The organism is Bacteroides sp. AM44-19 (assembly GCF_003603395.1).
GTDB lineage: Bacteria > Bacteroidota > Bacteroidia > Bacteroidales > Bacteroidaceae > Bacteroides > Bacteroides uniformis.
The window spans coordinates 46,912-67,817 of record NZ_QTNB01000007.1 but is presented as its reverse complement, the minus strand read 5'-3'; the positions used below and the strand labels follow the sequence as shown (position 1 = coordinate 67,817).

At 46.1% G+C, this 20,906-nt stretch carries 17 protein-coding genes; 9 read left to right on the top strand and 8 right to left on the bottom strand.

Annotation, left to right across the window (positions count from 1 at the left end; all coding sequences use genetic code 11):
* Window positions 1–5: 5 nt before the first annotated feature.
* Together DW947_RS12390 and DW947_RS12385 are read right to left on the bottom strand one after the other, a co-directional pair.
* Window positions 6–3,095: a SusC/RagA family TonB-linked outer membrane protein gene (locus tag DW947_RS12390; RefSeq protein ID WP_005830357.1), complete on the bottom strand. Its 3,090-nt coding sequence runs from the start codon at window positions 3,093–3,095 to the stop codon at window positions 6–8.
* Window positions 3,096–3,949: 854 nt separating this feature from the next.
* Entirely contained in the window at window positions 3,950–5,755 is a 1,806-nt protein-coding gene (locus tag DW947_RS12385; RefSeq protein ID WP_119958541.1) for an AMP-dependent synthetase/ligase, read from the bottom strand.
* 217 nt (window positions 5,756–5,972) lie between these two features.
* Here DW947_RS12385 and DW947_RS12380 point away from each other — a divergent pair, with 217 nt between their 5' ends.
* Entirely contained in the window at window positions 5,973–6,590 is a 618-nt protein-coding gene (locus DW947_RS12380; protein ID WP_005834577.1) for a porin family protein, read from the top strand.
* 90 nt (window positions 6,591–6,680) lie between these two features.
* A complete protein-coding gene (locus DW947_RS12375) occupies window positions 6,681–7,751 on the top strand; it encodes a M20 family metallo-hydrolase (RefSeq protein WP_005830364.1) in 1,071 nt (356 codons plus the stop codon).
* A 7-nt stretch (window positions 7,752–7,758) separates the two neighbouring features.
* Here DW947_RS12375 and DW947_RS12370 read toward each other — a convergent pair whose 3' ends face one another.
* From DW947_RS12370 to dut, 4 genes are read right to left on the bottom strand one after another with little or no spacing between them, the layout of a single operon-like run.
* Window positions 7,759–9,060, bottom strand: a complete 1,302-nt coding sequence (locus DW947_RS12370) for a murein hydrolase activator EnvC family protein (RefSeq protein WP_005830365.1) — start codon at window positions 9,058–9,060, stop codon at window positions 7,759–7,761.
* A 49-nt stretch (window positions 9,061–9,109) separates the two neighbouring features.
* Entirely contained in the window at window positions 9,110–9,697 is a 588-nt protein-coding gene (locus tag DW947_RS12365) for a DUF4292 domain-containing protein (RefSeq protein ID WP_005830366.1), read from the bottom strand.
* Window positions 9,675–11,525 (bottom strand): tetratricopeptide repeat protein, encoded by a 1,851-nt coding sequence (locus DW947_RS12360; protein WP_005830367.1) that lies wholly within the window; start codon window positions 11,523–11,525, stop codon window positions 9,675–9,677. Before DW947_RS12360 ends, DW947_RS12365 begins: the two co-directional genes overlap by 23 nt.
* A 46-nt stretch (window positions 11,526–11,571) precedes the next feature.
* A complete protein-coding gene (gene dut / locus DW947_RS12355) occupies window positions 11,572–12,006 on the bottom strand; it encodes a dUTP diphosphatase (RefSeq protein WP_025831605.1) in 435 nt (144 codons plus the stop codon).
* A 212-nt stretch (window positions 12,007–12,218) separates the two neighbouring features.
* Between dut and DW947_RS12350 the strand changes: the two genes are divergently transcribed.
* Window positions 12,219–13,547: a deoxyguanosinetriphosphate triphosphohydrolase gene (locus tag DW947_RS12350; RefSeq protein WP_016272447.1), complete on the top strand. Its 1,329-nt coding sequence runs from the start codon at window positions 12,219–12,221 to the stop codon at window positions 13,545–13,547.
* A 28-nt stretch (window positions 13,548–13,575) separates the two neighbouring features.
* On the opposite strand, the gene DW947_RS12345 is transcribed toward DW947_RS12350, so the two are convergent.
* Window positions 13,576–14,553, bottom strand: a complete 978-nt coding sequence (locus DW947_RS12345; protein ID WP_008662703.1) for a GNAT family N-acetyltransferase — start codon at window positions 14,551–14,553, stop codon at window positions 13,576–13,578.
* A gap of 43 nt (window positions 14,554–14,596) precedes the next feature.
* The gene (locus DW947_RS12340) at window positions 14,597–15,415 is read right to left on the bottom strand and encodes a 1-acyl-sn-glycerol-3-phosphate acyltransferase (protein ID WP_034523012.1); all 819 of its coding nucleotides are present in this window, start codon (window positions 15,413–15,415) and stop codon (window positions 14,597–14,599) included.
* 215 nt (window positions 15,416–15,630) lie between these two features.
* Between DW947_RS12340 and DW947_RS12335 the strand changes: the two genes are divergently transcribed.
* The 6 genes from DW947_RS12335 to DW947_RS12305 all read left to right on the top strand — a co-directional run bounded on the left by DW947_RS12335 (window position 15,631) and on the right by DW947_RS12305 (window position 20,892).
* A complete protein-coding gene (locus DW947_RS12335; RefSeq protein ID WP_008662699.1) occupies window positions 15,631–16,134 on the top strand; it encodes an RNA polymerase sigma factor in 504 nt (167 codons plus the stop codon).
* A gap of 376 nt (window positions 16,135–16,510) precedes the next feature.
* Window positions 16,511–17,014, top strand: a complete 504-nt coding sequence (locus tag DW947_RS12330) for an RNA polymerase sigma factor (RefSeq protein ID WP_005830374.1) — start codon at window positions 16,511–16,513, stop codon at window positions 17,012–17,014.
* A gap of 168 nt (window positions 17,015–17,182) precedes the next feature.
* Entirely contained in the window at window positions 17,183–18,604 is a 1,422-nt protein-coding gene (locus DW947_RS12325) for a glycoside hydrolase family 125 protein (RefSeq protein WP_085931532.1), read from the top strand.
* Window positions 18,605–19,124: 520 nt separating this feature from the next.
* Complete coding sequence (gene mraZ / locus DW947_RS12315) at window positions 19,125–19,601, top strand: division/cell wall cluster transcriptional repressor MraZ (protein WP_005834563.1); 477 nt, start codon at window positions 19,125–19,127, stop codon at window positions 19,599–19,601.
* A gap of 10 nt (window positions 19,602–19,611) precedes the next feature.
* Window positions 19,612–20,532, top strand: a complete 921-nt coding sequence (gene rsmH / locus DW947_RS12310) for a 16S rRNA (cytosine(1402)-N(4))-methyltransferase RsmH (protein WP_008662693.1) — start codon at window positions 19,612–19,614, stop codon at window positions 20,530–20,532.
* Window positions 20,533–20,541: 9 nt separating this feature from the next.
* Window positions 20,542–20,892, top strand: coding sequence for an FtsL-like putative cell division protein (locus tag DW947_RS12305; RefSeq protein WP_005830386.1), 351 nt, complete (start codon window positions 20,542–20,544; stop codon window positions 20,890–20,892).
* Window positions 20,893–20,906 lie beyond the last annotated feature (14 nt).

The following is a 20,906-nucleotide window of genomic DNA, read 5'->3' as shown; positions in this document are numbered from 1 at the left end:
ACTGTTTAAAAATTAACTTTCAAGTTGAACCCAATCGAACGGTTGGTAGGCATACCAAACACATCAACTCCTTGCAGACGGTTGCTGGTAGAAAGCATGCCATCAGGATCATATGGAGCATTGTTCTTGAAGAAGAACAGGTTGCGGCCTACAAGTGAAACCTGTGCGTTCTTAATGACACCAGTCTTTGCCAACCAAGCCTGAGGCAGACTATAGCCAATGGAAAGTTCGCGCAAACGTATGTTGGTAGCACTGTACATATAATGCTCGGTCACACCCGCACGGCCACCAACCTGATTATAGAAGCCTTCCACATCTGTAATTTGACGGCCTTCCAGCATCACGTAACCACGGTCACGAGCATCACCCGTTGCCTTGCTTACTCCCTGCTGATCGAGGTCGGCTTCCGTCAAAGACATCACTTCACCTCCAAAACGTCCATCAATCAAGAAGTAAAGAGAGAAGTCCTTCCACGTGATTGTATTGCTCCACCCCAAGTTAAAATCAGGAGTAGAATTACCCAGTTTCACCGGATTTGTCTTGTCCACCAATGGAAGTCTATCACTATCTTTTTGTCCTTCTTTTGCAGGTTCATACTGAATATTGCCTTTTTCGTCACGTACAAAAGTAGTACCGTAAATGTCACCAAACGAACCACCTACTTCTAAACGACTCCATACATTGTTACTTTCGCCACCGCTAAATGTAAAATAACCAAAGTCATCACCAGCCAGTGCCTTTGCTTCGTTCTTATTGGTTGCAAAGTTAACACCGGTTTTCCAGCGGAAATCCTTAGTCATGACAGGAGTTCCATTCAACATAACTTCGACACCGGTATTCTGAATATCACCGGCATTGATGTAATATCGGGCGTATTGTGAACCTGACGGAGCATCCAACGTAAAGAGTTGATTCTTTGTATTAGTCTTATAATAAGTGAAGTCGAACTCCAAGCGGCTATTGAAAAAGCGCCACTCAGTACCAAACTCAATGGAAGTAGTCATTTCCGGTTTCAGTTCTGCAAACGGAGCTGTACTGTTGAAATTGATGCTACCACTCTTTGTAATGGAGTTGAGAGGATTTGAAGTATAAGTATTCAAACCGTTACCCACCTTCGACCATGCACCGCGAATCTTACCTAAATCAATCCAAGAAGGTAATTTCAATGTTTCGTTCAGCAACCATGTCACACCTACTGACGGATAGAAAAAGCCTTTGTTTTTGTATTTGGTAAATGCCAATGTTGAAGTCCAGTCGTTACGTGCTGTCACGTCCACATAAATCTGATCTTTGAAGCCTACCTGACCGGTGAAGAACACACTCTGGCTTTGAGTATGGGTTTTCCAATCGGTCAATGAGCCCTTGTTCAAGGAGCAGTTCTGCATAGTGAATACGTTGGGCACAGAGAGTATACCCGGATAGGAATCGAAACCTGTACCGTTTCCTGTATAATCGTTGATGCTGGCACCTACCGAAGCATTGACACTGAAGTTAGTGAATTGCTGTTGATAAGTAAACAAAACATCCCCATAAGAAGAAAGGCTACTTGATTCACCGTAGATGTAACGACCGTTAGTTCCTGTTCCAGCCGGATTCATACCACACAACACCGGGCTGGTACCTGCATACATACGTGTATTGTTCTTGTCTACAACATAGTCGGCACTACCACGAGCCTGTATACTGAACAGGTCATTGAACTTATACTTCACACTCAGATTCAACAATGTACGATAACGGGTATCCTCATTCGGAACCTTATTAATCAACCAATAGGGATTCTGCTCCATATCAGTACCTTGAGATTTATACCAGTTCTGGTCCATTATGTTACGACCGGCATTAAGAATCTGATAATTATCTTTGTAGTAGTTAAAGTCCTTTCCACCTTCAACACCACCACGCGGGAAGTGATAAAGACCTACCAAAGGATTCATGTAATAACCTCCCGAAGTAGTACGGTTGTTCCCCCTTTGATACATCGCATTGATATTGGCATCAACAGTCAGTTTGTTATTGAGGAAGTTGGCAGTTTCGCGAAAATTGAAATTATGCTTCACCAAGCTATTACCTTCCACCACGCCCTTGCCGTAAGTATTAGCATAGGAAAAGTAAGTTTGCATAGCTTGCGAACCCATGCTCAACGAGAGCGAGTTGATAGTAGTGACACCTGTTTTGAAGAAATCGTCTGTATAGTCGGGACTACCTTTGATATCACTGCCCCAACTGGTTGACACACCCGTATAGTGATTCTGGAATTCGGGAATACCGTATGCAGCTATATCGAAAGTGGTGCTGGTATTGAAACTGATACTGGCGCGTCCTTCCTTGCCCTTCTTAGTGGTAATAATCACCACACCATTGGCAGCCGAACTACCGTAAAGTGCAGCTGCGGCAGGGCCTTTCAATATGTTCATGCTCTCAATATCATCGGGATTCAGATTGGAAATACCGTCGCCACGGTCGTAGTTACCACTGTCGTTGTCTCCGCCGATAGTAGTTGAGGTATTTTCGTTGGTAGATGAACCGAACGGTACACCGTCTATCACATACAACGGCTGGTTACTTCCGCTTACAGAACGGTTACCACGAATAATCACTTTAGAAGAACCTCCCAAACCGGAAGAACTCTTATTAATCTGCACACCTGCCGTCTTACCGGCCAATGCGTTCATCATATTGGGGTCTTTCACGCGTGCCAATTCATCACCGTTTACTACCTGAGTAGAGTAAGTCAGTGATTTTTCTTTCTTTGCGATACCCAATGCCGTTACCACCACTTCATCCAGCAGCTTGGCATCATTCTTTAATGTGACTCTTATCGTCCCCGGAGTGATGGGAACTTCTTGTGTTATCATACCTACGAAAGACACTTGCAGGATTTTCGCACCTGCGGGCGCATCTGTAATAGTGAATTTGCCGTCTAAATCCGTTACGGCTCCGGTAGTGCTTCCTTTTACCAATACGGAAGCTCCGATAATCGGTTCATTGTCCTCAGCTGAAATAACGATACCGGTAATGGGGGAATTTTGGGCTGCTACCCAACCGATGGCTGCCAGCAGGCAAACCAAGGTCAGCATAATTCTTTTTTTCATAAGCTGTTTTTCGGAAAATAAATATTAGATTAAATGTGTGTTAAGTTAATAAACAGATTCTGATGGGGTCTGTCTTTCCGATTGACAAGCAGGGTTGAATGTCAATCTCATTTGTTTCTTTTTGTATGCTACATAGGCTATTAGAATGTTACGGTTAATACTCGAGCTTATTAAAATGTCTCTTATTCTGCAGATTTCTTTTTAAGCTTCGTATATAAAACCGGGTAGAGAACCGCAACCCTATCGAGAAACAGAAGTTTCTTTGCTAATAAAAGTTAATCGGGTTCGGAAGAAGAAGGAAAAACTAATACGATTTTCTTAATGTTGCCCTCACCGGTGTTCGGTCTGTCCCGTTCCCTTGCTTTCTCTTGTCTCGTCCCCTTCTTTCTCTTGTTGTGTCCGCTTCTTTGTCTTATAGAGGCTTTGAGTTTCTGAGCGGCTCACTATAGTGGTCTGACTCGTTCACTATAGTGAATGGAGTTGTTCACCATAGTGAGCTGATTTGTTCACCCGAGTGAGCCGACAATGAACAAAGGCTGTTTCGGGGACAGACACCAAGCGTTTGAGGGATAAAGCAACGGGGAAAGACGGACTGAACAAGGGGAGCGTTCCGGACTACGTGCTTGAATCCCGTGACAGATGACAGACGGTTCTTCCCCTTTATCTTTGAAGAAGCTGTTTTGAAATGATAAATCCCCATTTATCTACCAGGCTGTTTTTTAAGCCTAACTAACGTGCACATACTCGAGAGTCCTATCTGCCAAGGGCAAGTCCATACATAAAACAAACCGTCCGGCCCGGAATGAAAATAATTCACTCCAAGTCGGACGGTTCAAAAACAAACAAATGGAAATCTATTCCTCGTACATCTTGTCAATCAGCCCCTTGTAGTTCTTTGCCACTACAGAGCGTTTCAGCTTCAGCGTGTTCGTCAGCTCGCCACGCTCCATGCTGAACGGTTCGGTCAGGAGCGTGAAGCGCTTCACTTGCTCGTAATGGGCGAACTGTTGCTGCAAGGTATCGATACGGGCACGGAACAACGCTTGTATCTTGGAATGTTGCAGTAACTCATCCATATTGTTGTATGCAATGCCTTTCTCCTTGGCATAATCCTTCACAAAGCCATAAACGGGAACTATCAAAGCGGAAACAAACTTACGCTCATCGGCAATGACAGCAATCTGGTCAATGTAACGGTCAATAGCCAGCTTCGTTTCCAATGCCTGCGGCGAAATGTATTTTCCGTTGGAGGTCTTGAACAAGTCTTTGATACGCTCCGTCAGATACAGATGGCTATCCTTCAAATAACCGGCATCACCCGTGTGGAACCAACCGTCACGGTCGATGGCAGCAGCCGTTGCCTCCGGTTTCTTGTAATAGCCGGTAGTGATAGTCTTACCACGAAGAAGTATCTCGTTGTTCTCGCCAATCTTCACCTCCACATCAGGCATCACCGTACCTACGGAACCAATCTCATAGCCTTCGTTGAGGAAGCAGGAAACGGTAGCCGTAGATTCCGTCAGACCATAGCCCACCACCATGTTTATACCTACAGAATGCACAAACTCGCAGATTTCATCGGGCACAGCAGCACCTGCCGTAGGGAAGAAATTACCGTTCTCAATACCTATCGTCTTCTTCAGCAGAGCATAAATGGTCTTTTCGTAGAACTTGTATTTCAGATGAAGCATCATCGGAGGAGTCTTTCCTTGGCGCAAATAATCAATGTTATGCGTCCTGCCCACCTTGATGGCATCCAACATCATCGCTTTACGCAGACCGGTTTCCTGGGAAATCTTCTCCTGCACACCGGCATAGACTTTCTCCCAAAAACGGGGTACACTGCACATCAGTGTAGGGCGTATCTCTTTAATAGTAGTTTGGATATCTTGTGGACGGAGATTGATGCAGACCTGCACCCCCCGGTGTATACAAAGGTAGGTCCATGCCTTTTCGAATACATGGGTCAGCGGAAGGAAGTTCATGGAAACATCCCGGTCTGTCATGAAAGGCAATCGGATATCATGAATGCGGAAAGCCTCTCTATAATTGAAATGATGGAGCATGACACCTTTCGGCTCACCGGTAGTACCGGAAGTATAAAGGATATTGGCGAGGTCATCATCTGAGGCAGCTGCTGTACGTTCTTCTACAATGGCATTGTGCTGCAACTCTTCATCCATTGCCATAAATTCATCAAAATAGATGGAAGTCATGTCGCGCGGATCTTTCACCACAGCACGGTCGAAGATGATGAGCTGCTGCAGAGACTGGCAAAATCCGAACACGCTGAAAGCGGCATCGTACTGGAACTGCTCGCCTACAAACAGATAACGTATCTGTGCATCGTTGATGATATACTGTGCCTGGGCCGGTGAGCTGGTAGCATACAAAGGTATAGTCACCGCCCGGTTGGCGAATGCACCGAAATCAGTAAAGAGACATTCGGGTTTATTCTGCGAGAAGATACCGATATTCTCTTGTGGCTCTATTCCCAAAGCCACCATTGCATTGGCAGTCCGGCGTACAGTCTGTGAGAACTCTTTCCAAGAGATGGGTATCCATTGTGCAGTTTCATAGTCCCTGTATTTCAGGGCTATTTTGTCTCCATACTTCTCTGCCTGGCGATGCACCAGGACAGATAAATGATGATAAGTCATAACTTTTGATATTGGTAAATACGGTACAAAGGTAGTGGTTTCATTTGAAACTAATTTGATATTAGCGGGTAATTATTCAAACTTTACCTTTAAAGTATCCGACCATCCGTTAGCAAATTATCCACAAAAGATACTTTCTTTACCATTAAAACAATAGAAATATATTAAATATCTATATATTTGTGGTGATATACAAACTAAATCAAATTCAATGAACATGAAAAAAGTATTGCTTTTAATGGCTATGCTGACCATAGGTTTAGCAAGCATCAATGCTCAAGACAACCTCAGATGGGGAGCAACAGTCGGCATGAACTCCAGTAACTTCTCCATTACCGGTTTCGACAGTAAAATAGGCTTTCATGCTGGGGTAAAGGCTGAAGTAGGATTGCCTCAAATTTCAGAAGGAGTCTACCTCGATATGGGTGCATTACTTACGCTGAAAGGAGCCAAAATAGACGGAGGCTCTGCTGCTTCTATCAAGTTCAATCCCTACTACCTGGAAATTCCTGTACACATTGGCTATAAATATGCAGTGAATGAGAACTTTGCCATATTCGGCAATGCCGGTCCTTATTTAGCCATCGGTCTTTTTGGCAAAGCCAAGGCAGAAGGAGATATTCTTGACGAATATGAGTTTGATGATAACTCCACCAATGTATTCGGGGATGATGCCATGAAGCGTTTTGATTTCGGTCTCGGATTAAAAGCCGGAGTCGAATTCAGTCAGAAATATCAGATTTCCATCGGTTATGACTGGGGACTGGTAGAGAACATTAAAGATTCAGGCAACAAAAACCGCAACTTGATGATATCACTCAGTTGCTTCTTCTAAACAATATTGAAAAAACAGAAAGGACGTCGGTTTGGCGTCCTTTTCATTTTTTATCCGTAAGTTTGCGGCCAGATTATTTATTTACTGAATATGATTTACGATATACCGACTTTAACTTCCGAAGCAATCGGATTGCTCAAATCACTGATAGCCATTCCTTCCTTGAGCCGCGACGAGGAGAAGGCGGCAGATTATCTGCAGAACTATATCGAAATGCAAGGCATGGCAACAGGACGTAAAGGCAACAATGTATGGTGCCTCAGCCCGATGTTCGACTTAAAGAAACCGACCTTGCTGCTGAATTCCCATATCGACACCGTAAAACCCGTCAACGGGTGGCGGAAAGATCCTTTCAAACCAACGCTGGAAAGTAATGGAAAGCTCTACGGGCTGGGCAGCAACGATGCCGGAGCCAGTGTAGTCAGCCTGCTGCAAGTATTCCTGACATTGTGCCGCACCACTCAGGCCTACAATCTGATATATCTTGCCTCGTGTGAGGAGGAAGTATCAGGCAAGGGGGGAATAGAATGCGTATTGCCGGAACTCCCTCCCATACAGTTTGCCATTGTAGGCGAGCCGACAGAGATGCAACCTGCCATTGCAGAAAAAGGATTGATGGTGCTGGACGTAACTGCTACCGGAAAATCGGGACATGCTGCCCGAAACGAGGGAGATAATGCTATATATAAGGTATTGGATGATATTGCCTGGTTTCGTGATTACCGTTTCCCAAAAGAATCTTCCCTGCTGGGTCCCGTGAAGATGAGCGTAACCATGGTAAACGCCGGTACACAGCATAACGTCATTCCCGACCGTTGTACTTTTGTCGTAGACATTCGCAGCAACGAGTGTTATAGCAATCAGGAGCTATTCGATGAAATACAGAAACACATCACGTGTGAAGCCAAAGCCCGCTCCTTCCGGCTAAGCTCTTCACACGTAGCTCCGGAGCATCCGGTAGTGCAAAAGGCTATTGCCATGAAACGTACTCCTTTCGGCTCACCGACCTTGTCCGACCAGGCACTGATGCCATTCCCTTCTCTGAAGATGGGACCGGGGAAAAGTGCCCGTTCACACACTGCCGATGAATTTATCTTTGTCAAGGAGATAGAGGAGGCGATAGGGATGTATCTGGAGCTGCTGGAAGGAGTAAAAATTTAAATTATCATTATCTGTTCAGCCACGGCTCCGGATTCAGTTTTTCCTTCTCTTTCCTCAATTGGAAGTGTAGCACCGTACGACCATTGTCGGCCCCATCCGAGAAGATTTGTCCGAGAGTCTGTTTGGTGGCAACATCATCGCCCTGCTTCACCGAGGCCGATGACAAGTTGCAATAGACTGATATATAATTCCCGTGACGGACAAGGATATTGAACAGTCCGTTCAGTTTAAAGACAGCCGCCACTTTACCATTGAAGATAGCACGGGCTTGGGCACCCGGTTTCCCTTGTATATCAATGCCCTTATTGTCCAGCTTGACATTGCGCAAACCTTCCACAGAATACTGGCCGTAATGGCTGGTAATGATATACGCTCCGGTGATGGGCATCGGCAACTTACCGCGATTATTAGCAAAGTTCCCTGATAATTCACGGTCTGCCTTACTCATGGAGTAAGTTTCCAAAGGCTGTGCCTTCGGCTTTGCGGGCGTAGAGGCAGTTGCCGTTTTTTCGGTTTTCTCACCAGCCTTTTTACGTGCGGCTGCCTCACGGCGCGCTTCTTCTGCCGCACGCTTACGCGCTTTCTCTATTTCTTCCGCTATCAGACGGTCAATGCGTGCATTGAGCTGATTGGCTTCACGGCGTTTCTTATTCAGTTCGTTCTGCAATCCCCGCTGTTTCTTTTTCAGATTGGCTACCAACAACTTTTGTTCCTTCTCCTGCGCTTCCAGCTTGACTTTCTCCTCTTCACGTTCTTTCAACAATCCTTCCTTGGCAACCTTCACTTGCTGAAGCTCAGTCTTCTTACGGTTCACCTGCTCCTGCTTTTTCAACACTTCCTCGCCTTGCAGGCGCTGATAAGTAGCATATTCACGTACATAGCGCATGCGTCGATAGGTCTGTGCCAGGCTCTTGGCAGAGAAAATGAACATCAGCTTCTCTTCAATGGAGCGGTTCTTATACAAATATTGAACGGACGATTCGTATTTCTTCTTCTTGTCCCTTAGGTCACGTTGCAGGCGGGTCAACTGACGTTCTAATGAAGACAACTCGCGCTCTATGGATTCCACATCATTATTGATAGTCAGAATATAGCGTTTGCGCTCTTCTATCTGTCCGGTCAGTGCAGCAAGACCGTTCAACTGGCTTCCCACATCCTTCTTGGTGGTTATCAACAGCGTTTCCGACTCTGCTATCTGTTTCTGCAAGGCACCACGCTTGCTTTCCAGTTCCTTAATCAGCTTGTTGGACTGGGCAAGGAGCGGAGAAACCGGCAAAAGGAGGAGAAAGAAGAGAAGGAGAAGCTTCATAAGTTATGAGTTATAAGTTATGAGGGATTATCTGACAATTATCAACTAATCAAAGGTCCATCAGCATTTCCAGCAGTTCTTCCAGCTCCACCTCTTTATATTTCTGTGAGAGCTGGGTAGGAGTCAGTGCAAAAGGCTTATCCGAGAAGTTGGAAAGTTCAATCTTTCCCTTTTCCAGAGAGGGTATCCCGAGTTCCTTGCCGGTAAGCACCTTCTTGCCATTGGGTTTGGAAGCAGCATAAAGCAGTTTCTCCAAATGGGCAAAATCCGCCTTCTTGGGCAGCACATCCTTCAGTTCCTTACGTGTTGCACGGACATAACGTTTTCCCATACGGTCTACCAACAGAATCTCATCCGGGGTGACTTCCATACGTGCCACCTCCGTACGAAGTATCGGCATCAGAAAGGAAATCTGCATGCATTCTTCCTTCTTCAACTTCATCGTACCGTTCACAGTAAGGGTGGCATCTTTATGGGGTACCGTCAGCTGCACTTTGGAGGAAAGGCAGGCAGATTCTCCGGACAGAGAACTTGAGTGACGCGAAGTCTTGCAACCGGCAAGCCCCACAGCCAGCAACAACAGCAAGGACAATAGGCGGCACGTCCTTGCCATATCATTCAGCAGGTTTAGTTTCATCTGATATATATTTCTTTTTTTGTATTTTCTGTTTCAACGTATCAGAGCGATTGCCCTTATCCCAGGCTTGTTTCCAGTATTTCAAGGCACCTTCCGCATCGCCAGTCATGTAATAGATATCTCCGCAATGTTCCAAGACCACGTCACTGCTATCTTTATCATTCTTTATCGCCTCATCTATGTAGAGACGCGCCTCGGCATAATTACCTTTAACAAACAATATCCATGCATATGTATCGAGATAGGTGGAATTGTTCGGCTCGGCTTTCACTGTCTTGTAGCTCATCTCTTCCGCCTTGTCCAAGTCGCGGCGCTCCACGGAAAGATAATATGCGTAGTTATTCAAGGCACCGATGTTTGAAGGATTGTACACCAAAGCGGAATCATAAGCCGCATAAGCTTCCGCATGCAGATTCTTGGTGTGATAAGCATCACCGATAATGGCATAAAAATCTGATACGACCTCCTTCTTGCTGTCGTCCTTGACGTGCGACAAAGCCTTTTGACAGATGGCAAGGGCATCATCCGTCCGTTCCGCCTGGTTGTAGGCAATGGCCAGATAGAAATAGAACTCCAACATATCGGGATTGGACTCCACACCGGCTTCGCACAAATTCATTATTTCCTTGTAATCCTCCTGGCGCACAGCTTCCCCCAGCAATGTCATACGAGCCGCTGTGTTGGTAGGGTCTATCGCCAGAACCTGGCGCAGAACCGGCCCTGCCTCCTTGTTCATTCCTTTGGAAAGAAGATATTGGGCATACAGCAAAGGTAATTGCGCCTCATCGGGCTCCTGCTCCATGATACGGTTGAAGAGCGTAATGACACGTGTGCTGTCCTTGCCTGCCTGCTCGTTCTGCACGATGAACTGCCGCATCACATTCAGTTTGGTGTCCGAAGCCACTTTCTTGTTCAGCAACAGCGTGTCCAATTGCTGTTCATACAGCTCCTTCTGTCCGGTCTCTTCGTAGTAAGAAGCCAATGAGTACATGGCCATTGCATTGTCCGGCTCTTCGGCCAGCACCTTCTTGTAAATCTCATAAGCTTCCTGCTTTTTCCCGTTCTGCATATAGACATCCCCCAGCACAACCTGATAGCGCATATCGTTGGGATACTCTTCTACCAGACTTTCTATTTCATGAAAGGCGCTCTTGTCGTCCTTCTTTTGCAGATAGATGCGGAACTTCTCCATACTGAGCTGTTCATTCTTGCCCATCCGTTCCTCGAGCTTGTTCAGTATACCGATAACTTTGTCATACTCTTCCTGGCGGTTGTAAATCTCCAGCAAGTTGTATAGCGGGTCCAGCTTATCCGAGAAACGTACCGCCATATTTTCCAACAAGGCAGCGGCTTTCTCCGTTTCGTTTTGCTGCATATACAGATTGGCAAGCCCCTGGGCATACCAGTAATTATCGGGAGCATTCTCCACCGCCTTTTCCAACGCGGCTTGTCCCAACGGCACCTGCTTGAGGTACATATAATACTGGGCCATCTCATACAAAGCCGATGATGCGTTCGGGTTTATCGTCAGGCAATGTTGCAGGACATCGAAAGCCGCATCATAGTCTTTCTGGACTTTCAGACGGGCGGCTTCAAGAAAGAAGTAGTCGTAACGGCGCTGCTGTTCGGGGGTAAGCTCCTTTACGGGCGAAACGTCGGCTTTCTTCGACTTCTTCCGTTTCTTCAATTCCTTCCGTGCCTTTTCAGACCGACCGTACCCGCTCATTTTCTCCTTAGAAGCTTGAACATTGGCAGCCTGCACTCCGTACGTAGTAAAGCAGAAGGTACCTATCAACAACGCAAGTATTATTTTTACTCTGATTCTCATCTATTTAATTATAAATTCTTAACCCGTAAAACGGAACAATATCCATTCATTTTTTACCCGTATGCCCGAAGCCACCGGCACCGCGCTCCGTCTCATCCAGCACTTCCACTTCCTGCCAAAGAGCTTGTTCGTGACGCGCTATCACCATTTGTGCAATCCTCTCCCCATCTTCGATGACGAAGGTTTCTGCAGAAAGGTTGACGAGAATAATACAAACCTCACCACGGTAATCGGCATCAATCGTTCCAGGGGAGTTCAGCACGGTAATCCCCTTCTTAATGGCCAATCCGCTACGCGGACGCACTTGCGCCTCAAATCCTTCAGGAAGAGCGATATAAAGGCCAGTAGGCACCAGACACCGCTGCATCGGAGCCAGCGAAATAGGTTCATTAAGGTTTGCACGGATATCCATTCCTGCAGACAGCTCAGTGGCATAAGCCGGAAGCGGATGCTTTGATTTATTGATGATTTGTACGTTCAACATGATGTTATTTACGATTTGACGATTTACTATTTACGATTGGGGCTACTTCTATTCTTACAATTCGAGTAATTCAAGTTTCGCAATTCATCTTCCTTTTACTATAAACTTGGGCGAAAATACGGCTTTTTATACAAAATAGTGATACATTTGCAGTTAAATAATAGTAACTTCAATCGTAAATAGTAAATCGTCAAATCTCAAATAACATCATGATGAATTGGAATACGCTCATATCTGCCAAACGCTTCGGACTGGAAGAGTTTCACCAGGAACGCCATGAAAACCGCTCGGAATTCCAACGTGACTATGACCGCCTTGTCTTCTCTGCCCCCTTCCGCCGTCTGCAGAACAAAACCCAGGTATTCCCTCTTCCCGGTAGTGTATTCGTCCACAACCGATTGACACACAGCTTGGAAGTATCATGCGTAGGCCGCTCATTAGGCAACGATGTATCGAAAGTTCTCATTGCCCGCCACCCGGAACTGCAAGGCAGCTACCTCACCGAAATAGGCTCCATCGTTTCCGCCGCCTGCCTGGCACACGACTTGGGAAATCCTCCTTTCGGACATTCGGGAGAACGAGCTATTTCCACCTTTTTTTCCGAGGGAAAAGGAATGTCCCTGAAGGGCCAACTGACACCTGCCCAATGGGAGGACCTTACTCACTTTGAAGGGAATGCAAATGCGTTCCGTCTGCTTACCCACCAGTTTGAGGGAAGGCGGCAGGGAGGATTTGTACTCACCTACTCCACCCTGGCAAGCATCGTGAAATATCCCTTTTCATCGAGTCTCGCAGGCAAGAAGTCAAAATTTGGTTTCTTCATTACAGAGGAAGAAAGTTTTCGCCGCATAGCAGAAGAACTGGGTATGGAGAAGCAGAACAATGCCCCGTTGAAATATGCCCGCCACCCGCTGGTCTACCTGGTGGAAGCCGCCGATGACATCTGCTACCAGATGATGGATATCGAGGATGCCCATAAACTGAAAATTCTGACTACACAAGAAACCAAAGAGTTACTTCTCTCTTATTTCTCGAAAGAGCGCCAAGCACACCGACTCAAAACCATGGAGATAGTAAGCGACACCAACGAGCAAATAGCCTATCTGCGTTCCAGCGTTATCGGACTGCTTATCGGCGAGTGCGTGCAAGCCTTTGTAGACAATGAAGAAAAGATTCTGAAAGGAGAATTTGAAGGAAGCCTCATCAACCATATATCCGAAGTACCAGCCAATGCCTACAAGCACTGTGCAGACATCTCCCTGAAGAAGATTTACCGCTCACGCGACGTGCTGGACATTGAACTTGCCGGTTTCCGCATCATCAGTACCCTGCTCGAACTGATGATTGACGCCGTGCGTTCTCCGGAAAAGGCATATTCGCAACTGCTCATCAATCGCGTATCGGGCCAGTACAACATAAAAGCGCCTGCACTCTATGAAAGAATACAGGCGGTATTGGATTACATCTCCGGAATGACGGATGTATTTGCACTTGATTTATACAGGAAAATAAACGGGAATAGCTTGCCAGCGGTATAACAGACGACAAGCATTCTTCCGGATAGTCCTATGACACAACCTTATTTGCTCCCGACGTAAGCTTGCACGACTCCGGTTCGCTCGCTATGAACGACTCGATGTGGCGGATGCGCTTTTCTGCCAGAATCTCGTCCACGGCAATCAGGATACCCGTTTCCTCCACATCTCCGAAACCGTAATTGATGGCTGTACCGAACATACGCATGGTAGGGCTAAGACTCATATAGGCATTCACCAACGGGGGAATATTGTACCCCGCCTTACGGATTTCACAATTCAAAATCTTATAGTCTTCCTTAAAAGAGTCTTTACAGAATAGAGCATCCAATTCATTCTCGTCCGACTCCAGAAGCAACGGTTTCATCGGAGTAATCAGGTTGTCCTTATCCGCAAAATGTTTCCGAAGGAAATAAAGAATCTTATCACGGCTCTGACGATGATAGCTGGGATACATAGTCACCTTTCCGAAGAAATACTTCACATTGGGCATGACTACGGTCAGTGCGCCCAAACCATCCCACAGATTATCCAACGCGAACAGCCCCTTGCTGTCAGCACGCGTAGACTGATACTCCAACGTAACGAACGAACGTCCTAACTCGATGGTCGTAGGAAGATAGTCCTTCAAAAATTTATCCGAAAAGTTAAACATATGGGCAGTTGCCAGAATAGGGGCACCATGTTCATCAAAACGCACATCCGTACCTAAGATATAACGGTATCCACCCAAAATTTCTTCTGCTTCCGGATTCCAGACAATCAACTGCTTGTACGGGTTGTCCATGATGTCATATTCATCAATATCCATAGACTTGCCCGTTCCTCCTCCCGCAGCACGGAATGCAATCTCGCGCAAACGGCCGATCTCCTTCATGGTATTCGGAGAGTCTTGGGCAGTAATGATATATATCTGATTATGACTTCTATTGGTCATGCGCAGACGCTTTTCCTCAGTCAACTCCGCTTTCAACAGCTCCTTGCTTATCGGTGCAATAACATCTTCCATATTTTTCTGTTAGTAGTTCTTCTTTAATATAAATACGGTCTCTCTACAATTTATATACAATATCCTTCACATATTGCGCCCATCCGGCCGGGCTTTTCGATTTGTCGAAAGTTTGCCAGGGGATAGGCTTCCCTATGGTGATGGTAAATGTTTTATGACGATTCTTCAGCATTTCATCTGCCAGGTAAAGCATGGCGATATTGAACTTGATACCCAATATCTTACAAAGATTGGCAAGATTATAAAAGAAGTTGGAATTCCGCCCCTCGAAGTGGATGGGAACTACATCCCGGTGGGCTTCGACACTCTTCACGATAAAGGTCTTTTTCCAATCCAAGTCACGGATGACCCCATTTTGCCTACGCGAACAAAGCCCTGCGGGAAACATGATGAGCTGATTGTCCGAAGCAAATCCCGCCTCCACCATTCTCGGGAAGTCTTTGGCCTGCTTTCCCGTCTTGTTGATGGGGATGCAAAGCGGCGCCAGTCCGTGCAGGTTCATCAGCAGGTCGTTGACCATATATTTCACCTTGCCGCCATAAAAGGAGCCCAGGACATAACCCAACGCCACTCCGTCCTGCCCACCCAGGGGATGGTTGGATACAAAAGTATAAAGCCCTTCTTTAGGCAGATTCTCCTCCCCCTTTACCACAATATTGGCATCAAGGAACTCCAGACAAGCTTTCAGAAAATCCACACCGACTTTATCTTTCGACTCCCGCAAAAAGACATTCAATTCCTCTTGATGAACGATATGCTTCAAATAAGAAACCACGAACTTGGGGATATACTTAGACTGCTTCGGAGCCTTTTCCCGAAGTATCTTGTCTATGTCAATCAAAAATAAAGAGTCGTCAGCCATTCTTCTTTTGATGAAATGAATGCGCAAAATTAACTCATCTTTTTAATTAATCGCAAAAAAATGACAGAAAACTGCACCCGAAATCTATCAAATAGCACCTAAAAACTGTCAATTGATAGTTTTTCCCCTAAAGTGTGTTTGAAATCCGTCTGCCTGAAAGAGAAAACTTCCGTAAACTTGCAATATCAAGATTAACGAAAAAAAACATAGCACATATGAACAATATAACATTTAAAAAAGACCTGCTCGGAGTTCAAGACGATTTATTGCGTTTTGCATACAAACTTACTTCCGACCGTGAAGAAGCCAACGACCTCTTGCAGGAAACATCCCTGAAAGCTCTGGATAACGAAGAGAAGTATACGCCCGATACTAATTTCAAAGGATGGATATACACCATCATGCGCAATATCTTCATCAACAATTACCGCAAAGTGGTGCGTGACCAGACTTTCGTGGATACCACGGACAATCTCTATCACCTGAACCTGCCGCGCGACGCCGCTTTTGAAAGCACAGAAAGCGCATATGACCTGAAAGAGATGCACCGCATTGTCAACGCCCTTCCACGGGAGTACAAGATTCCCTTCTCCATGCATGTCTCCGGCTTCAAATACCGCGAAATTGCAGAGAAGCTAGGGTTGCCCTTAGGCACGGTAAAGAGCCGCATTTACTTCACCCGCCAAAAACTACAACAAGACTTGAAGGATTTTGTTTAAGCACTCAGCATATAAAACCAGTGATTTCCATAAATTAAGAAGAGTACAGATTTTAGTTGTATCAAAAGAGAAAAAGGCAGGCCGGGACAATCCCGCGTCTGCCTTTCATGGTCTCGCCCCTTGTATTTCGTACACAAACTCATTCAAGCCGTTACGCTTTGCGACAATATTATTTACAAAAATCAGGATAGCAATCTCTGGCTACATCCCACTTTTCCACCTATCCGAGGCACTGAAAGCTAACCAAAGCCACCCGAAAACTGCCAATTGTTAGATTTTACCCCAAAGAGAGTTTGATTTCCGTCTATCAAAAAGAGAAATCATCCGTAGCTTTGCATCATCAATAAAACGAACAATAATTTAAAAAACATCCATTATGAATAATAGAACATTTACCCAAGACCTACTCGGAGTTCAAAACGACTTATTACGCTTTGCATATAAATTAACCTCCGACCGCGAAGAGGCCAACGACCTGCTTCAAGAGACATCCCTGAAAGCTCTGGACAATGAAGAGAAGTACACACCTGATACCAACTTTAAAGGATGGATATATACCATCATGCGTAATATTTTCATCAACAATTACCGTAAAGTGGTACGTGACCAGACATTTGTAGATACCACAGACAATCTCTATCATCTGAACACGCCGCACGACCTCACACTCGACAGCACAGAAGGCGCCTACGACCTGAAGGAAATGCACCGCATTGTCAATGCCTTGCCACGTGAGTACAAGATACCTTTCTCCATGCATGTCTCCGGTTTCAAGTACCGTGAAATCGCAGAAAAGCTGAACCTCCCACTTGGAACAGTAAAGAGCCGCATCTTCTTTACCCGCCAGAAACTGCAACAGGAACTGAAAGATTTCAGATAAGAGAATACGGCAACCTAAGAATTGTTTATTAATTGGCCGGATAAAAAAGTAAATATGCTTATCTTTGGGCAATCATGGGACACAAACCAAGATACCTAAAGAAAAACCGAGTAATTAATAAACAACATGAAGAAACAGACAATCATTACAGCCTGCACATTTGCAGCAATGACAATGGCTACTCCTGCCGTTTTTGCCGTACAGCCGGCCATGAGTAACCACGTATGCGCCTCCGACGCTATCAAGAAAGACAACCGACCGGTAGAATCAAAACGACTGTTCCGTTCCAAAGCCGTAGAAGAACAAATTCAACGGATACAGCAGCTGCTGAAAAATCAGAAGCTGTCATGGATGTTCACTAACTGCTTTCCCAACACGCTGGACACCACCGTCCATTTCCGCAAGGACAAGAAAGACGGGAAGCCCGACACATTTGTCTACACCGGAGATATCCATGCCATGTGGCTCCGCGACTCAGGTGCGCAGGTGTGGCCCTACGTACAGCTGGCCAATGAAGACAAGGAACTGAAGACGATGCTTGCAGGAGTCATCAACCGCCAATTCAAGCTGATTAATGTAGACCCGTTTGCCAACGCCTTCAACGACGGCCCCATCCCCGACGGACACTGGAAAACCGACCTTACCGACATGAACGACGAGGTGCACGAGCGTAAATGGGAAATCGATTCACTGTGTTATCCGCTACGCCTTGCCTACCATTACTGGAAAACGACCGGTGATACAAGCATCTTCGATGCCGAGTGGATAAAAGCAATCCAAAACATCCTGACCACCTTCCGCGACCAACAGCGCCGTGACGGACGCGGTTCCTACCATTTCCAGCGGGTAACTGAACGCGCACTGGACACGATGACCAACGACGGCTGGGGCAATCCGGTGAAACCGGTCGGACTGATTGCATCTTCTTTCCGCCCTTCCGATGACGCCACCACCTTCCAATTCCTGATACCCTCCAACTTCTTCGCCGTATCTTCGCTGCGTAAGGCAGCCGAGATTCTGACTGAAGTCAATAACCGCCCGGAGCTTGCAAAAGAATGTACCGACCTGGCCGGAGAAGTAGAAACCGCCCTACGAAAATACGCTACCTACAACCATCCCAAATACGGCACCATCTATGCCTTCGAGGTAGACGGTTTCGGCAACCACCTTCTGATGGACGACGCCAATGTACCGAGCCTTATCGCACTGCCCTATCTGGGCGATGTGGACATCAACGATCCTATTTACCAGAACACCCGTCGTTTCGTATGGAGCGAGGATAACCCATACTTCTTCAAAGGTACGGCAGGCGAAGGCATTGGAGGTCCGCACATCGGCTACGACATGATTTGGCCGATGAGCATCATGATGAAAGCCTTCACAAGCCAGAACGATGAAGAGATTAAAACTTGCGTGAAGATGTTGATGGATACAGAAGCCGGAACCGGCTTTATGCACGAGTCTTTCCACAAAGACAATCCCGCCAAGTTCACCCGCGCCTGGTTTGCATGGCAAAACACATTGTTTGGCGAACTCATTCTAAAACTGGTGAACGAGGGCAAGCTAGACTTGCTGAACAGCATACAGTAAAAAAACATTTATCCCCCTGGATTCTGTGGATGAATGTAATAATCAACCACTCCAGGGGGAATATTATCACTCCTCCCTCCCATCATCTTCCGGTAAGTAGTAACGTTCACAAAATAGACGGGAAGTTAACAAAAAAAGTTTCAGAAGTTAATACTAAAACAAGAAAGAGTTAAGAAAGAGCTTTATCCCAAACTTTGGTTTTTCCAAACCAAGCCTGGGGATAGAGAAACCAAGTCTTGGTTTAGATATCCGCAAAGCTGGGAAAGAAGTTTCCCACCCAAGACACCATTCCACCAACAAGCGACTTTCAAACCAAAGACCGTCATCCTCAACCGAATCTTTTCAAAAGAGACTACACGAATCCCCCACCAGCAAAGCGTTTCAAAAGCAGCTTCATTATCAAATGAATAAGCTATCAACAAGGTGTTGAAAACTTCTTCCTAAGATTTTAGTTAAAAGATTGTGGGGAATTGTGGGGAAATGTGTATTTTTACCGTCGCTTATTATAATAAGGTGAGAAATGATACAATTTTTAGGTAATATCGAGGCTAAGGCGGATGCAAAAGGAAGAGTTTTCATCCCGGCCACCTTCCGGAAACAGCTGCAAGCCGCTTCTGAAGAAAGACTCGTGTTGCGTAAGGACGTGTATCAGGATTGCCTGGTGCTCTACCCGGAAAGTGTATGGTTTGCCACTCAAAACCAACTTCGCTGCCGGCTGAATAAATGGAACGCCAAACAACAAATGATTTTCCGCCAGTTCGTAAGTGACGCGGAAGTCATGACCCCTGACGGGAACGGACGCATCCTGCTCCCAAAACGTTACCTGCAAATGGCGGGTATACAAAGTGATGTCCGCTTCATTGGTGTGGACAACACAATAGAAATCTGGGCTAAGGAACGTGCCGACCAACCATTCATGAACCCCGACGAGTTCAGCGAGGCTCTTGAAGAACTGCTGGGAGACGAAAATATTTGTTGTGACGAAAATAAGCTATAAACAACAGATGATGAAAGAAGAAACAACATATCACATCCCCGTATTGCTGATGCCGAGCGTAGATGCAATGAACATCCGTCCGGACGGCACGTATGTAGACGTAACGTTTGGTGGAGGAGGACATTCGCGCGAGATACTGTCCCGCCTGGAAGACGGCGGCCGGCTGCTGAGCTTCGACCAGGACGAGGATGCGGAACGTAACATTGTGAACAACCCGCATTTTACATTCGTACGCAGCAACTTCCGCTACCTGCACAACTTCCTACGCTATCACGGCATCGAAAAAGTGGATGCCATACTTGCCGACCTCGGCGTATCTTCCCATCACTTTGATGACAGCGAACGGGGATTCTCCTTCCGCTTCGACGGGGCACTGGATATGCGTATGAACAAGCGTGCCGGCCTAACCGCTGCCGACATCGTGAATACCTACGAAGAAGAAAAGCTGGCCGATATTTTTTATCTGTACGGCGAGCTGAAGAACAGCCGGAAACTGGCATCTGTCATCGTTAAGGCACGGGCTACGCAGAGAATTGCCACCATCGGCGAATTTCTGGAAATCGTCAAACCACTCTTCGGCCGCGAACGCGAGAAGAAAGAACTGGCAAAAGTATTCCAGGCATTGCGCATTGAGGTAAACCAGGAAATGGAAGCACTGAAAGAAATGCTGTATGCGGCAACAGAAGCGCTAAAGCCGGGAGGCCGCCTGGTGGTGATAACCTATCACTCCCTGGAAGACCGTATGGTGAAGAATATCATGAAAACCGGCAACGTGGAAGGCAAGGCCGAAAAAGATTTTTTCGGGAACGTATTGACCCCGTTCCGGCTAGTCAACAACAAAGTGATTGTACCGGACGAGGAAGAGATAGAGCGCAATCCGCGTTCGCGCAGCGCCAAGCTGAGAATTGCAGAAAGAGTAATGAATGATTAGTGACTAGCAATGGAAAAGAAGCAAGAAGAAAAGAATACGGAAAAGGTGAAAAAACGCACCTCACTGAAGAACATCATCGGAGGCGACATTCTGGCCACAGACTTCTTCCGCCGCCAAGCCGGATTGTTGTTCCTTATCATGGTGCTTATCATTATTTACATCAACAACCGTTACGAATGCCAACTGCAACTGATAGAGATAGACAATCTTAAAAAAGAGCTGATAGACATCAAGTACGATGCCCTGACACGCAGTTCGGAATTGATGGAGCGGAGCCGCCAATCGCGCATCGAGGAATACATCGCCACCAAAGAAAGCGATTTGCAGACTTCCACTAATCCACCGTACTTACTAAAATAATGGAGAATTGAGGA

Bases quoted from the DNA above. Each gene is read 5' to 3' on its own strand.
- DW947_RS12390 (WP_005830357.1), bottom strand. From the start codon at position 3,095: ATGAAAAAAAGAATTATGCTGACCTTGGTTTGCCTGCTGGCAGCCATC.
- DW947_RS12385 (WP_119958541.1), bottom strand. From the start codon at position 5,755: ATGACTTATCATCATTTATCTGTCCTGGTGCATCGCCAGGCAGAGAAG.
- DW947_RS12380 (WP_005834577.1), top strand. From the start codon at position 5,973: ATGAAAAAAGTATTGCTTTTAATGGCTATGCTGACCATAGGTTTAGCA.
- DW947_RS12375 (WP_005830364.1), top strand. From the start codon at position 6,681: ATGATTTACGATATACCGACTTTAACTTCCGAAGCAATCGGATTGCTC.
- DW947_RS12370 (WP_005830365.1), bottom strand. From the start codon at position 9,060: ATGAAGCTTCTCCTTCTCTTCTTTCTCCTCCTTTTGCCGGTTTCTCCG.
- DW947_RS12365 (WP_005830366.1), bottom strand. From the start codon at position 9,697: ATGAAACTAAACCTGCTGAATGATATGGCAAGGACGTGCCGCCTATTG.
- DW947_RS12360 (WP_005830367.1), bottom strand. From the start codon at position 11,525: ATGAGAATCAGAGTAAAAATAATACTTGCGTTGTTGATAGGTACCTTC.
- DW947_RS12350 (WP_016272447.1), top strand. From the start codon at position 12,219: ATGATGAATTGGAATACGCTCATATCTGCCAAACGCTTCGGACTGGAA.
- DW947_RS12345 (WP_008662703.1), bottom strand. From the start codon at position 14,553: ATGGAAGATGTTATTGCACCGATAAGCAAGGAGCTGTTGAAAGCGGAG.
- DW947_RS12340 (WP_034523012.1), bottom strand. From the start codon at position 15,415: ATGGCTGACGACTCTTTATTTTTGATTGACATAGACAAGATACTTCGG.
- DW947_RS12335 (WP_008662699.1), top strand. From the start codon at position 15,631: ATGAACAATATAACATTTAAAAAAGACCTGCTCGGAGTTCAAGACGAT.
- DW947_RS12330 (WP_005830374.1), top strand. From the start codon at position 16,511: ATGAATAATAGAACATTTACCCAAGACCTACTCGGAGTTCAAAACGAC.
- DW947_RS12325 (WP_085931532.1), top strand. From the start codon at position 17,183: ATGACAATGGCTACTCCTGCCGTTTTTGCCGTACAGCCGGCCATGAGT.
- mraZ (WP_005834563.1), top strand. From the start codon at position 19,125: ATGATACAATTTTTAGGTAATATCGAGGCTAAGGCGGATGCAAAAGGA.
- rsmH (WP_008662693.1), top strand. From the start codon at position 19,612: ATGAAAGAAGAAACAACATATCACATCCCCGTATTGCTGATGCCGAGC.
- DW947_RS12305 (WP_005830386.1), top strand. From the start codon at position 20,542: ATGGAAAAGAAGCAAGAAGAAAAGAATACGGAAAAGGTGAAAAAACGC.